11 protein-coding genes are annotated in these 15,382 nt (G+C 35.8%); 9 read left to right on the top strand and 2 right to left on the bottom strand.

Going from position 1 to position 15,382, the window contains the following annotated elements; all coding sequences use genetic code 11:
- Positions 1-149: 149 nt before the first annotated feature.
- Positions 150-1,304 (bottom strand): hypothetical protein, encoded by a 1,155-nt coding sequence (locus tag WFH39_RS17950; RefSeq protein WP_336690882.1) that lies wholly within the window; start codon positions 1,302-1,304, stop codon positions 150-152.
- Between the two features lie 97 nt (positions 1,305-1,401).
- On the opposite strand from WFH39_RS17950, the gene folE reads away from it, so the two are divergent.
- The 8 genes from folE (at position 1,402) to WFH39_RS17910 (ending at position 11,091) form a co-directional block, all read left to right on the top strand.
- The gene (gene folE, locus WFH39_RS17945) at positions 1,402-2,067 is read left to right on the top strand and encodes a GTP cyclohydrolase I FolE (RefSeq protein ID WP_076395046.1); all 666 of its coding nucleotides are present in this window, start codon (positions 1,402-1,404) and stop codon (positions 2,065-2,067) included.
- A 25-nt stretch (positions 2,068-2,092) separates the two neighbouring features.
- Positions 2,093-2,731, top strand: coding sequence for a hypothetical protein (locus tag WFH39_RS17940; protein WP_336690881.1), 639 nt, complete (start codon positions 2,093-2,095; stop codon positions 2,729-2,731).
- 149 nt (positions 2,732-2,880) lie between these two features.
- The gene (gene cysS / locus WFH39_RS17935; protein ID WP_273078577.1) at positions 2,881-4,347 is read left to right on the top strand and encodes a cysteine--tRNA ligase; all 1,467 of its coding nucleotides are present in this window, start codon (positions 2,881-2,883) and stop codon (positions 4,345-4,347) included.
- A gap of 375 nt (positions 4,348-4,722) precedes the next feature.
- Positions 4,723-5,889, top strand: coding sequence for a T9SS type A sorting domain-containing protein (locus WFH39_RS17930; protein WP_336690880.1), 1,167 nt, complete (start codon positions 4,723-4,725; stop codon positions 5,887-5,889).
- Positions 5,890-6,014: 125 nt separating this feature from the next.
- Positions 6,015-8,666 carry a 4-alpha-glucanotransferase gene (locus WFH39_RS17925; protein ID WP_336690879.1) on the top strand — a complete coding sequence of 884 codons (2,652 nt, stop codon included), beginning with the start codon at positions 6,015-6,017 and terminating at the stop codon, positions 8,664-8,666.
- Positions 8,667-8,802: 136 nt separating this feature from the next.
- A complete protein-coding gene (locus tag WFH39_RS17920) occupies positions 8,803-9,810 on the top strand; it encodes a hypothetical protein (protein ID WP_336690878.1) in 1,008 nt (335 codons plus the stop codon).
- Positions 9,811-9,988: 178 nt separating this feature from the next.
- A complete protein-coding gene (locus WFH39_RS17915) occupies positions 9,989-10,453 on the top strand; it encodes a hypothetical protein (protein WP_336690877.1) in 465 nt (154 codons plus the stop codon).
- A 128-nt stretch (positions 10,454-10,581) separates the two neighbouring features.
- Entirely contained in the window at positions 10,582-11,091 is a 510-nt protein-coding gene (locus WFH39_RS17910; RefSeq protein ID WP_214588397.1) for a ferritin, read from the top strand.
- 217 nt (positions 11,092-11,308) lie between these two features.
- On the opposite strand, the gene WFH39_RS17905 is transcribed toward WFH39_RS17910, so the two are convergent.
- The gene (locus tag WFH39_RS17905; protein ID WP_336690876.1) at positions 11,309-14,449 is read right to left on the bottom strand and encodes a UvrD-helicase domain-containing protein; all 3,141 of its coding nucleotides are present in this window, start codon (positions 14,447-14,449) and stop codon (positions 11,309-11,311) included.
- A gap of 282 nt (positions 14,450-14,731) precedes the next feature.
- Between WFH39_RS17905 and WFH39_RS17900 the strand changes: the two genes are divergently transcribed.
- A complete protein-coding gene (locus WFH39_RS17900) occupies positions 14,732-15,379 on the top strand; it encodes a hypothetical protein (RefSeq protein WP_336690875.1) in 648 nt (215 codons plus the stop codon).
- The last annotated feature ends 3 nt before the right edge of the window (positions 15,380-15,382 follow it).

Raw genomic sequence — 15,382 nt, 5'->3', positions numbered from 1 at the left:
ATGTTGTTACTTTTTTCTCAAAAAAATTTTAATTGTTTTAAAAATTTTTTTACTTTCTCTCCTTCGGCCCTTCCCTTTTTTGGCGGTTTGTTGCGGCCTTTTTTGGGGTTGGGGGGGGCCCCCCCCCCCCCCCCCCAAAACCCTATAAATCATAAAACAGGATGTCTTTCAAACTCTTTATTCCTGTCAAAAAGATAACGATATGTCGCTAATTTTCGGGTAATTGTGGTGTCAAGATTTTCGGCAATCTTAATCATTTTAGGATTGAAATCTCCGATCCACTGCATTTCTATGATTTTAAAATCCGTATGTTTTCTCAAATGCTGTGTTCCTTCCCAGATCATGTAGCCTTCAAGACCTTTCTTTTGCCATTCCGGAACAACGCCGAAAACGAGACCGACCATTTTTTCGTTCTTCTTAAACTGTTTGATCCAGAGAAACTTCAGCTTTTCCCAAATCCCGAATTTCCCGTTCAGATATTTAAACCACTGATTCGTATCCGGAAGATTCATCCACATCGCGATCGGTTTTTCGTTTTCGTAAACAAACCATGAAATATGTTCATTGATGATCGGTTTCATCATTTTGAACATTTTCAGAACTTTAGATTCCTGCATGCATTTTCCTTCGCCGTGTGCAGCCCACGCTTTATTATAAATTTCTGTAAAATCTTTGGCGAATTTCTCCAGATTATTTTTCGTCATGGGTTTTGCGGAAAGATCGGGATTTTTACTGTGTTTGGCGTGCATTACCGTAAAAAGTCTCGAAACTTCGGCGAAAATAGGTCTTGAAAAACAAAGCTGCTCAAAATAAATTTTAAATCCGTAGTTTTCAAAAAGCTCTTTGTAATAAGGGAAATTGTAATTCATTCCATATAAAGGTTCGATAAAACCTTCAATTACCAATCCCCAGAATTTGTCACGCTCCCCGAAATTAATCGGTCCGTCCATTGCTTCCATTCCCCTTTCCTGAAGCCAGCTTTTGCAGTGATCAAAAATAAAATTTGCAGTTTCCTGATCGTTTACACAGTCGAAAAATCCGATTCCGCCAGTTGGCTGTTTTTGCTGATAGCTTTCGTTGATAAAAACCGCAACTTTGCCTACGGTTTTATTTTCTTTATTTTTAAACAAAAATCTTGCGCATTCCCCGTTTTTAAAAAACCTGTTTTTCTGAGGATTAAAAACATCTTCAATATCAATATTTCTGGGTCTTATATAGTTTTTGTCTTTTCGATAAAGCCTTGCCGGAAATTCTAAAAATTCCTTCCTCTGGGATTCGTTTTGTACTTCTTCAGCAATAATCATGATGTAAAATGATAGTAGGCGCGAAAGATAATGTTTTTCGCCCAAATTAAATATGACGAACAGATTTTATCCGTATTTTTGTGCAAATTAAATAAAAATGGTTGATTTTACGGATAACGACGATGATATTTTCACAGGAAAAGAACATACGCCTATAAGGGAAGATGCTTTTGATAAATCACCGGAAGAAAAAATAGAAAAAATTACCGAACTGTTTGGGGAGATCATGGAAACGCTGGGTTTAGACATGACCGACGATTCTCTGAAAGACTCTCCGAAACGTGTTGCTAAAATGTACGTGAATGAAATTTTCGGGGGGCTTCTTCCTGAAAACAAACCGGGAATTTCCACATTTTCAAATAAATACAAATACCGCCAGATGTTGGTGGAAAAAGACATCACTGTTTATTCATTTTGTGAACATCACTTCTTGCCGATTATCGGAAGAGCACACGTTGCTTACATTTCGAATGGTGAAGTAATCGGTCTTTCAAAAATCAACAGAATTGTGGATTATTACGCAAAAAGACCGCAGGTTCAGGAAAGGCTTACCATGCAGATTGTGAATGCTTTAAAAGAAGCTTTAGGAACAAAAGACGTTGCCTGTATTATTGATGCAAAACACCTTTGCGTTAATTGCAGAGGAATAAAAGATACTGCAAGTTCTACCATTACCGCAGAATTAAGCGGAATTTTCAGAACAAATCCTATCACAAGACAGGAGTTCCTGCACTATGTGGGAAGCCATGCGAAATTGGATTAAATGAAAAATTGTACTATTTTTAACAATGTTAAATGATATTAAATATGAACTCCAATATATCCTTTCAGGAAAGAGCGAAGTTAAGTATGGAAATACTATCCAAACAATCGCCGGTTACCTTAGAAGAAGCCAAGAAACAGGCAGGCTGGCTTCAAAAGAAAAGTATTTCAAAAGAAAAGAAACATTAGAGTTAATCGATTGGATTAATTCTAATAACTTTTGGTATAATACGATAGATTTTAATCTGTTCGTATCAGAAGGAGCGGAACAAAAAGTATATTTGAAAGATGATAGTTTTGTTTTAAAGCTGAATGATTCTATTTACTATGAATCATGGTTGGATTACTTTCATAATCTTCTTTTAAATAATTATTTTTTTCCGGATACAGCATATGAATTAATTGGATTCTATTTGAATTCAGACAGTTTATATGCAGTTGTTAAACAAAGATTTGTTAAATTAGATCAGTTAACCGATCTCAGAGAAGTTAAAAGTTTTCTTGGTAATAATGGATTTGAAAATATAAGAAACAATGATTATTATAACTCTTCCTTAGGAATTATTCTGGAAGATCTCCATGACGAAAATGTCATTACACAAAAAGGAATGTTATATTTTATTGATACCGTTTTTTATATTAAACCTGAAATTTTCTGGAAGTAAATTATAATGATAAAATTTAAAAAAGTTTCATACAAGATATTCGTAACAACCATTATTTGTTGTTGCTGTAACTTCTGCTGTTAAAAGATGAAAATCTTTTAATCAATAAAACTTTACTAAATTTAAAATCATTAAATCAAATTAAAAAAATGCAACTAAAAATATACAACTCGCTTGCGGGAGAAAAAGAAATATTCAAGCCGATTTTAGAAGGAAATGTAGGAATGTACGTCTGCGGACCAACCGTTTACAGCAATGTACACTTGGGAAATGTAAGAACTTTCCTTTCTTTCGATTTTATCTACAGAAGTTTGATGCATTTGGGCTATAAAGTTCGTTATGTAAGAAACATTACCGATGCAGGTCACCTTACTGACGACGGCGACGTGAATAACGACAGATTCGTTAAACAGACTCGTCTCGAAAAGTTAGAACCAATGGAAATCGTACAGAAGTATACAGTCGATTTTCATAAAGTGTTGGATATGTTTAATTTACTTCCTCCGAATATTGAACCGACTGCAACAGGACATATCGTGGAACAGATCGAACTTACTCAGAAATTAATAGAAAGAGGATTCGCTTACGAAAGCAACGGTTCTGTGTATTTCGATGTCTTGGAATACAACAGGAGAGGCTTGAATTATGGTGAACTTTCAAAAAGAAATATAGAAGAACTTTTTGCCAATACCCGTGATCTTGACGGACAGGGTGAAAAGAAAAATCCGCAGGATTTTGCATTGTGGAAAAAAGCTTCTCCGGCACACATCATGAGATGGAATTCGCCTTGGGGAGAAGGTTTTCCGGGATGGCATCTGGAATGTACTGCGATGAGTACAAAATATTTGGGAGAAACTTTCGATATTCACGGAGGCGGAATGGATCTGAAATTCCCACACCACGAATGTGAAATCGCACAGGGAAAAGCGTGCAATGATGCTTCTCCTGTAAATTACTGGATGCACGCCAATATGTTGACGATGAATTCTCAGCGTATGAGCAAATCCACCGGAAATTATATTTTGCCGATGCAGTTGGTGACAGGAGAAAACGATTTCTTCGAAAAACCTTTCCATCCTTCCATCGTTCGTTTCTGCTTTTTGCAGGCACATTACAGAAGTGTTTTAGATATTTCAAATGATGCCATGATTGCGAGTGAAAAAGGATACACGAGATTGATGGAAGCCATTAAAGTGTTGAACAGCATCACTCCGAATGATGAAAAACAATCCGGTTTCAGTCTTGAAGAGTGGAAGAATAAAGCCTATGATGCATTAACGGACGATTTCAATTCTCCGGTTTTAATTGCGCACTTATTTGAAGCGGTAAAATATATCTTTGCTTTAAATGATGGGAAGGAAACTGTTTCAACGAAGGATTTAGATGATTTAAAATCTACTTTAAATGCTTTGGTTTTCGACGTTTTGGGACTTCAGACGATTGAGGAAAACAATAATGAAAAACTGGATCAGACCCTGAAAGTTTTAATCGAGTTGAGAAATCAGGCAAGAAAATCAAAAAATTTCGAACTTTCTGATCAGATTCGCGATAAGCTTCTTGCAGAAGGTATCGAACTGAAAGACGGGAGAGACGGAACTTCTTATGTTTTGAATTAGAATAAAGCTTTACGGCTTTTAATATATCTCCCGCAGATTGTACAGATTACGCAGATTTTTTACAGAATCATTCGCCAAATCTGAAAAATCTGCGGGAGTTTTTTTATACATGATACTATCATTTCGACAAGGGAGAAATCTATAAAATATAATCATAGAAATGCTTTCAGCATGAAAAACTTTGTGAATAATTTTGTTGAGTCAAACGCCTTCGCGAACGAAAAATATGATCAGACATTTCAAAAAAACTTGCGACTTTGTGTTAAAAACTAATTCTTAAACCTAAATCTCAATCTTAATTTTTTTTTCATATTCAATCCAAAAATTACGTAACTTAGTCATAATAAAATGATTAAAAATTTAAATGAATAGACTATGAAAAAACATTTATTCCCTTTATTCCTGTTGTTGATGGGCGCAAACGCTTCGGCGCAGCAGGATTTTTTTGCTTTGGTCGGGAAAGATACTCAGAGTATTGTTTTCAATGATTTCCGTGCCATCGACGGAACAAGCGGAACTTCCGGAGAACAGATTTTCACTGCAGATTCTTCATCAAAGGTTTTCTCACAAAGCAGAAACGGCGCTGTAACCGAGGACAAGAATACCTACAATAATCCGCAGGCTGTAAATATGGCAACACTGGCTTATGATTCTTACAATAGTAATCTGATCTATATGCCAATGTTTTCTTCCAATATTTATGTTTTAAATGCCAAAACGAAAGAAATTACTTTGGTAGAAAACAGTGTTGCAAGAGTTACTTCGTGTGACATCAATTCTCATGTAACGAGAATGACAATAGGTTATGACGGAAATATTTACGCGATCAACAATTCCGGAACACAGTTTTTGCAGATCAGCAGAAAAGGAAATCAATATGTGGTTAACGATTTGGGGATCATTAAAGATGATGCTTCCAACGGAAAAAATTCTTTCACCACCATTGAAACAGGTTTCGGAGGGGATATGATTGCGGATGCAGAAAATAATTTCTATGTTTTTTCGGCTTCGGGAAATGTTTTCAAACTTTCTCCAAAGGAAATGAAGGCTAAATTCATAGGAAAAATTGCCGGAATTCCTGAAAATTATTCAGTAAACGGATCTGCCGTAAATTCAAAAGGAAAAGTAGTGATTGCAAGTGCAAAAGGTGCTCCTCTTTATGAAGTGGATCTAGCCACTTTACAGGCAAAACCGCTTGGAGGAGAACAGAATCTGCATATTTATGATTTGGCAAGTAAATATTTTGCTAATGATAAAGCCGTTTCTAATAATGCTTATGCCAATCTGGATATTTATCCGACAAGAGTGGATGAAAAGTATATTAATGTGAATGTAAATGACAAAGCCGTAAAAGGAAACATTACACTGAATGTTTTCGATTTGTCAGGAAAAAATGTAATGAAGCAGAATTTATCTGTAAAAGACGGTTCTTTAAATCAACAGGTATATCTTAAAAATCTAATCAGCGGAGCTTATCTGGTAAACATTACCGACGAATCCGGAAAAGTATTATTAAACAAGAAAATTTTAGTAACAGAATAATCTTTAACTTTGTGTAAAGCTTAGAAACCTTTTCAGACATTTTGAAAAGGTTTTTTTAATGAATATTTGATATTCAATAAGTTTTATTTTTCAGGATTATAATGTATTTTTATAAAAAAATATAAATGAAGCTATACTTTAATGTAGGTTACAGTACAAAAGTTGGAGAAAATCTGCAATTGATGATCAAAGACGAAGGCTCTGTACATCAGACTCATGCTATGTTTTACGGAGAAAACGGATTTTGGAAGTGTGAGGTGGATTATTTTTCCAAAACCATATCATACCACTATCAGCTTGTTGATGAAAGAGGAAATATTCTTCGCAAGGAATTTGTTCCGCATCATCTTACTTTTCCGCACAATTACAAGGAATTTGTAATTTTTGATGAATGGAATAATAAAAATTTCCCTGAAAACTATCTCAATAATAAAATTCTCTACAACAAACTGAACACCTTCAAGCCGGAAAAAGTTTCTGTGCTGAAAAAGCATACTCATGTATTCAGAATAGAGGCTCCGATTTATAATCCGGACTGGAAGATTGTTGTATTCGGAAGTACGGCTTCATTAGGAAACTGGAGTTACGAAAAAGTGATTCATTTGTCTCAGACTGATTTCGGAATTTGGGAAACTTCTCTGGAAATTCCCGAAAACGAAGTTATTCAATATAAGTATTGTCTTTACGATACAGCTAAAGATAAAGTGATCGATGTGGAAACCGGCGAAAACAGATTTGCATTACCAAATCATTCGAAAGACGTTTTACAGATTGTTTCAGATCATTATTTTAAGTTCAAACTGTATCAGATGTATCACGATGCAGGAGTTGCGGTTCCTGTTTTCTCTCTGAGAACGGAAGACGGTTTCGGTGTTGGTGAATTTTCTGACATGAAAAAACTGGCAGACTGGGCAAAGGAAACTAATCTCGGAATTATCCAGATTCTGCCGATCAACGATACAACGGCAAATTATTCATGGACAGATTCTTATCCTTATGCTGCAGTTTCTGTGTATGCGCTTCATCCGCAGTATATTTCCCTTGAAAATCTCGATTTTGCGTTACCGGAAGATTTAATTGAAGATTATCAGGCTGAAAAGTCAGAACTAAATTCATTAGAATTAATCGACTACGAAAAGATGATTTCCGGGAAATGGAAATATCTGACCGCTGTTTTCAATGAAGATAAAGAAAAAATATACAAAGACAGAAACTTTAAGAAATTCATAAAAGATAACGAAAGCTGGCTTCTTCCTTATGCCGCGTTCTGTGTATTGAGAGATAAATACAAAACTCCGAATTTCAACGAATGGAAAACGCATAAAAAATACATTGCAGGAAAGGTTTCTGCATTTTTCTCTGCAAAAAGTAAAGATTATGATGCTTCTATGCTTCATGCATGGGTTCAGTATCAGCTTCATAAGCAATTAAAGGACGCGATTGATTATACGCATAACCTTGGAATTTCCGTGAAAGGAGATCTGCCGATCGGAATCTACAGACATTCTGTGGAAGCTTGGACAGAACCTGAACTTTTCGGAATGGATTTTCAGGCAGGAGCACCGCCGGATCAGTTCACAGAATTGGGGCAGAACTGGGAATTCCCTACCTACAATTGGGAAGCCATGAAAGCTGATGATTACAAGTGGTGGAAAAACAGGTTCAAAGCACTGGAACAGTATTTTGATGCGATGAGAATCGATCATATTTTAGGGTTTTTCAGAATCTGGAGAATGCCGGTTTCTGCAACTCAGGGTATTTTAGGATATTTTTATCCTGCTGTTCCCATTACGCTGGAAGAATTCAATGCGAGACATATTCCTTTTAATTTCGACAGATACTGCAAACCTTTTATTAATGATCAGATTCTCTGGAAATATTTAGGCGAAAACAGCGGAAAAGCACTTGAGTTTATCAATAATAACCAGAACGGAACCTATTCATTTAAAGAAGAATTCAATACACAGCGCAAATTAGCTGACTTTTTTAAGAAAAATCCACGAGGTCCGATTGAAGATCAGTTGATTTCTCTTTGTGCCAATGTTTTATTTTTAATTGAAGAACGAAACGGGCAGGTTGTTTATCATCCTAGATTTAATGTGTACAACACAGAATCTTATAAATATCTTTCGGATTGGGAGAAAAAATCCATCTATGACCTTTATCACGATTATTTCTTCAAAAGACAGGATCATCTCTGGTATGAAAAAGCAATGGAAAAACTTCCGATGATTCTTAATGCTACAGAAATGCTGATCTGCGGAGAAGATTTAGGTCTTGTTCCGGACTGTGTTCCTGTTGTGATGGATGAACTCGCGATTATAGCTTTAAAAGTTCAGAGAATGCCTTCGGATAATATTCCTTTTTATAATCCAAAAGATGCAGGTTATCTGAATGTTGTAACGGCTTCCTCACACGACAGTTCGACTTTGAGACAGTGGTGGAAAGAAGATCCGGCGCTTACGCAAAAGTATTTCAATCAGCAGTTGGTACAGTATGGAAAAGCTCCGGAAGAACTGGATCCTCATTTAGCTGAAATTATAATGAAACAGCATCTTTATAATGACTCAATGTTAGCAATTTTCCCGATTCAGGAGTTTTTAGCAACGGATAAAAATCTTAGCAATCCTAAAATGGATAATGAAAGAATCAACAATCCCGCAGTTTTTCCACATTACTGGAGATACAGGATGCATCTTAATCTGGAAGACCTGAAAGAGCAGAAAGATTTTAACCAAAAAATAGCTTATTGGATTAAAGATAGTGGAAGAATATAAATTTAACATTTGATTATCAATTGGTTAATAATAAATTAAAAGAAGTTGGATCGGAAGATTTAACTTCTTTTTTTTATTTATATCCAAAAGATAGAAGTAGAAATTCGACTATATTAACCAATTAACGACTATAGAAATGAAAAAAATATTAATCAGTTTTGCTTTGGGTATGGCGACTTTATCGTTTGCTCAGCAGTATCCGAATAATGGTTGGGAAGATGACGGCTATTATCAGAATGACGGAGGATATTACAGTGATGAAGACGATCAGAATTATTTCCCGGACGATTATTACTACAATTATCCGCAGGATTATTATCCACAGGATTATTACCAGACCAATTACAATGATTACAGGAACAGCATTATAAGCATCAACTGGAATGGCTTTTTTGCCCAAAACAGGCTGAATCGTTGGCAGATAGACCAGATCTTAAGACTGAATAATCTGTATGTAAGTTTCTCCACATGGAATAATTTCTACAGATACAATCCGGACAGATGGTATTATGACAGATTCTATGCATTGGAAAGAATTATGGGACCAAGAGTTTTTGTTGTATTCCAGAATAATTATTACAGAGGATACAGTCCTGTAGTATATTTCCAGAATTACCGAAGAACGCATTATGCAGGGATTTGCAGACCGATGCCGCGCTACAGAAATGTAAATATCAATATTTACAGAGTAGACAGAACCAGATTCCGTAGCTATGATAATCCTACTTTTAATATCGTAAGAGGAAGCGACAGACCTAATAATGGTTTCCGTGGCGGTGTAAGAGATGGAAATAACGGAGGTTTCCGCAATCAGGCAGAAAACAGAAGCAACAGTCCGTTTTTCAGAAACGAGAATGAAGTACGAAATAATGGAGGTTTCCGTGGAGGGAATGAAATAGGTTCTGCTAGGGGCAATGGCGGTTTCAGAAACGAGCGAACCGAAAACAGCGGAACGAGAGGCGGAGGTTTCAGAGGCGGAGAAGTAAGAAGAGAAGAAGCTCCGAGAATTGAAAATAATGGAGGCGGTTTCAGAAACAACGGAGGATTCAGAGGAAACGAAAATTCAGCTCCCAGAGAACAGAACAGAGGGGGAGGAGAAAGCAGAGGAAATGGCGGATTCCGAACCGGATTTGCAAGAAATTAATTTTCATATATTATATTTAAGTGGTGTGAGGGCTGATTTTTATGATCTGCTCTTTTTTATTTTTATCATTAAAAAATTAATGTTAAAATTTAACATTTTTTATGAGGTTTGTGTTTTAACTTTCATTTTAACTAATAATCAAAAAAGATGTATAACAATTAATTAAAGATTTAAAAAAATGAAAAAGTTAGTTTTAGCAATAGCATTTATCGGAATGGGAAGTTTTGCAATGGCACAACAGATAACTCCTGAACCACAGGACAGACAGGCTAAAAGAGCTGAAATGAAAGAAAGATTTCAGCAGAGAGAGCAGGAGCATATGGCGCAGATGCAGAAAGATTTAAACTTAAATCAGGCTCAGGTAGATAAAATCAAGGCACTTCACGAAAAAAGAAAAGCCGAAATGAAAGCTGATTTTGAAAAAAATAAAGATCAGAGACAGGCTAAAATGGAAGAAATGAAGGCAAAAAGAGCACAGATGGATGCCGACATGAAACAGATTCTTACTCCTCAGCAATATGATAAATGGCAGGCGGACAGAAAAGCAAAAATGGAAGAGAGAAAAGTGGCAATGAAAGAAAGAGGAATGAAGGGCGGAAGAATGCACAAACCAATGAACACGGCTGCTCCAGATGCGAATTAAGTAGTTTATAATTTTGATTTTTTAATGTGTAGGAGGACGGGATTTATTCCGTCCTTTTTTATTAATTTCTGCTAAAACTTTTGATTTCGGGGTTTTATTCCCTAATTTTGACTGAAAATTTAGGACTTATGGTTAGCGAAAAAATTGCAAAATTAATTAACGAACAAATAGCTCACGAACAGTACGCTGCACAATATTATCTTTCTATGTCTGCATGGTTTTCCGGTAAGGATCTTGACGGGATTGCCAATTATTTCCGTGTACAGAGCAAAGAAGAATTAATGCATGCCGACAAAATGTTCGATTATTTAAATGACGTAGGTGGAGAAATTATTATCGGAGAAATCGCAAAGCCACCCCACGAATTTGCAGGCGCAATCGATATTTTTGAAAAAGCACTGGAACATGAGAAAAAAGTAACAAGAAGCATCTTCAATATTGTGAAAAATGCAAATGACGAGGGCGATTTTGCTACGACTTCTTTCCTGCAGTGGTTCATCAACGAGCAGGTAGAAGAAGAAGCAAGCGCTTCTCAGTTGGTTACCAAAATCAAAATGGTAAGCGATAATCCATCCGCTTTATATCTTTTTGATCAGGAATTGGCGCAGAGAGTTTTCGCACCGGATACAACAGCTTAATTCTGTATTTAAATAATAATAAGTTTCGGGGGCCCTTTTGGGCCCCCCGAAACCTGTTTTAAAAGTAATTTTCCCAAAACCAGCCGGAAGAAGGAATTTCTTACAGTATATTTCTATTCCGGGCTTTTTGAGAAGGACATTTTTATCTTCCAGTTGACCGAAATTTCAATAAGAATAATCCAAAAATAAACATGATATTTTCTGATCCAATTTATCATTACAAATAAATAAGCTGCGTTTTCAAAACCTTTTTTCCCAGTTTTTCCAGAATATTTTTATAATGGACAATTTGTCTGTCATTTTTCTCAGATTCTTCACCGGTTTTAAAATCTACAATAACGTAACCTTCGGAGTTTTTTAAAATTCTGTCGGGACGATACACACTGCTTTCGCCGTTTTCGGAAATCATGATGTCTTTTTCATTGATAACCTGCCATTTTTCATCAAAAAATTCAGCATTATTCTCTATGATTTCTTTTAAATTTTTCTCGATTTTGGCACTTTCTTCGAGGGTTATATGACCATCGAGGACGTAGCATTCCAGAACTTTTCTGATGTCTTTTGCCGTGTTAATCTGCGAGAGTAATTCATGGACGAAAAGCCCGATTCTTACTTTTTCAACCCTTACCTGATAGTTTTTTGACGGAGTGGCAATCTTAATTGATGTATTTTTTTCGTTGATATTTTTTAAATTCTGAATATCTTTTGTTTCGAAATGGGAGGTTTTATTCCTTGAATGTTTTTTCAGCATCTCCGGATTTACTTCATACAAATCAAATTCATCCAGATTTTCCGGATTCTTAGATTGTAAAAACTCCAGCAATTCCAGATTGTTAGACGTTTTATTCGCTTTTTGGATATAAAAGTACAATTGTTCTACAGGTCGTGTTGTCGCAACGTACTGCAGACACAGCCTGTCTACAAAGTTTTTGTAAGAATTCTGAAGATTGAAATATTGGATTTCCTCATCATACACCTCAAGATTTTTACTGAACTGATTAATATTCACAGACTTTAAAGCACTGTCATTGCTCGTTTCAAACCAATTGGTGAACTCAGCATCACGGTTTTTATTGATCATAGGGATAAAAACAATCGGGAACTCCAACCCTTTTGCTTTGTGGATCGTCATAATCTGAATTGCATCAATATTTTCCGAAGCCTGAATGGTATACGCCGAAGCTTCTTCATCCCAATATTTCAGAAATTCTTTCGTACTCGCTCCTGCATTTTGTGTGAAATTGAAAAGCATTTCGAGAAAGTTCAGCAGGAAATCAGTCTCTTTATTTTCAACAGAAAATTCATTAATGTAATATTCAACAAAATTGTACAGATTGAATCTTGGGAAATTGTCCTGCTTAATTTTCAGAGCATATTTTTCCTGAATAAAATGGACGGTCTCTTCATGCGTTTCAAATCCTAAAATTTCCTTCATCTCCAAAGTGAAATCTTTCATTTGAATTCTTCCCAGTTTATTCAGGTAATACATCATCATGATCAGATTCGGCTTATTCTTAGGATTGCTTTCCCATCGCAGAAATTCAACAACGGCTTTAAGCGTGTTGGATAATTCTAAGGTAAGACCTTTATCGGAAATCGTCTTAATATTCGTTTCTTCTCCTTTGTAATTTACCTTCAGATTTCCCAGTTTTTGAGAATAACTGAAAATATCAAAATTTCCGCGACAAAGAATGGTAATGTCTGAAAATTTAAAGCCGTTATCCAGAATCTCCTGAATGTCTTTCCTCATGCTTTCAGACGTATCGTTGTAAAAATCTTCATTGGTGAGATTTTCAATCAGATTTACTTTTACACGGCCTTCGATGGAAGATTTCGGATTTTGTTCGGCATCAGTTCCGAAAATATTTTTATGCTCTTCTGCTAAAGATTCAGAATGAAATTTATACAGTTCGTTATTAAAGTGAACAATATTTTTTGCACTTCGCCAATTATCTTTTAAAACCAGCAAATCTGCCTGTTTTGGAGAAAATTCCTTTTTGTTGATGATATCGAGCATCAGTTTACTTTCCCCCCCACGAAAACGGTAAATACTCTGTTTAGGGTCTCCAACCAACGTAAAAGAAGTATTTTCTGATGAAATGGCATGATCTCTCAAAGGAAGGAAATTCTGCCACTGCAATTCTGAAGTATCCTGAAATTCATCAAAGAAATAATGCTGAAACTGTGAACCCACTTTTTCATAAATAAATGCCGAAGGCTCATTCCGAAGGTTTTCGTTAATTAAAATATTAAATTTAGAAAGCAAAACAAGGTCGTTTTCTTCCTCAATTTTCTTCAGCTCATCCTGAATGTCTTTATTTACCTTCAAAGGTAAAAGTGCTGATAAAATTTTCTCTTTTTTCTGGGTTTCTATGTACAGCCGAATAAGCTGCATTCTGTAATCCAGTAATTGATCAAGAATTTCAAGAATTTCAGCTTCCTTGTTTTTTGATTTTGCCGAAGCTCCTTTTCGGTAGTTATTCACAACAGATTCTTCCGCAGTCGTAGGAAAAGGAAAACCCGGTCTTTTCTGATGATAAAAGTCTAATACTTTCGTGAAAAAGCCTCCGATTCCGTTTTTTCCCTGGGCGAAATCTTCAATTTCAATATTCCTAGACCTGAATAATTCGATGGATCGTGTAGCGAGTTCAACCGCCTGTTTTTTGTTTTGGGCAATTTCTTTTCGGAGTGTATCTTTGATGTTCTCGTAATTCGTGCTGTCGAAATCCTTATTGTTTTTAAGATGCTCGTAATGAATATCTTTCACAAATTCTTTTGCCGAACCGTAAAGACTTTTGTTCAGGTTTATTCTTTCGTTATTTTCGAGACTGTAATCCACATAATCCATGAAAGAGTTGGAGATCACTTCGTTTTCACCAATCTGATCGAGCATTTTATCAACTGCTTCAATCAGAAAAGGTTCCGCTTCAATTTCCAGATTGAAATTTTTGGCGAGTCCCAGTTCATAAGAAAAACTTCTCACCAGTCGCGAATTAAAACGGTCGATCGTTCCGATATTTAAAGTAGAATAATTATGAAGTACATAGTCGAGCATTTTTTTGGCGCGGTGATGCAGTTCATCAATCGTTATTTTCAGACCTTCTTCCTCAAATGCCTTCTGAATATTTTTTAAATCCGGATTTTCAGCAAAATTATCGTTGGAAAAATTTCCAAGCCACGTCAGAATTCTTTCCTTCATCTCATTGGCTGCCTTGTTGGTAAAGGTTAATGCCAGAATATTCCTGATCGACTGCTGCTGATTAGGATACCGAAGACAGATCATTAAAAGCCTCTGCACCAGAACATAGGTTTTCCCCGAACCTGCCGAAGCATTAATTACCGTGTAAGAATTTTGCATTTTTAGTGGAATTCAAAGTGCAAGTTAGCTAATTTTTAAGTGAAATTTTAACAATTTTCTGCTGCTATTTAACAGTTTTAAAAATAAAATTCTAAAAGAAATCCTAAAACACGTTAACTGTGGTTAAACTTATGGTTTAATTTAAAAATAACTTTAGTTTTGCTTTATAAAAAATAACCTGTGAAAATATAACTATTCTTTGTATTAGCTTCTCTTTTTTTCATCAACAGCCACGCTCAGAATTATATTTTCGGGAAAGTAACTTCCGAAGATAATAATGAGATGCCGGAAGTAACGGTAATTAACATCCGGACAGATGAAAGGGTTCTTACGAATCGTGATGGTCATTTCATGATTTCGGGAAGAGCGGGAGACGAACTTCGTTTTATAAAAGCCGGCTACGAGCGTACAAACCGTAAAATTACACAGGAAAATATTACGGCTCCGGTGAATGCAACAATGATAAGAGCGGCGGAACTTATTGCAGAAGTTGAAATTAAGAAAAATATCACCGGAGATATTAAGATCGATGCTAAAAATCTTAATCCGCCGAGAAAAGTTGAAAAACTGAAGAATGATCTGGCAAAATATATGTCTCAAAAGTCTGCTCCGGGAGTTTTGGCGGCCAGACCGGGAGAATTTGTGCAGCCCGTAACCAGAGGAATTTACAGCTTCGGAAAAATTAAAGACAAATGGGATGATGTGGATCTGATGAATTATCTGCAAAATTCTTTAGGAAATACCTTCTTTGAGGAGCTTCAGATTTCCAAACCGCAGATTCAGCATTTTATTCTCTATATTTTAAGAACAGGTTTTGAAAGGAAAAACATTCTGAAATACGGCTATTGTACAGAAGCAGATATGAATCGGTTTAAAAATGCAGTTTTGGGCAGAATTTCAGCCTACAAATCGCCGCAGCCTCAAAAATAAATA

This window comes from Chryseobacterium sp. MMO-72 (genome assembly GCF_037146035.1).
Classification (GTDB): domain Bacteria; phylum Bacteroidota; class Bacteroidia; order Flavobacteriales; family Weeksellaceae; genus Chryseobacterium; species Chryseobacterium indicum.
Note: the sequence above shows the minus strand (reverse complement) of the source record. Positions and strands in the feature narration are given on the sequence as shown.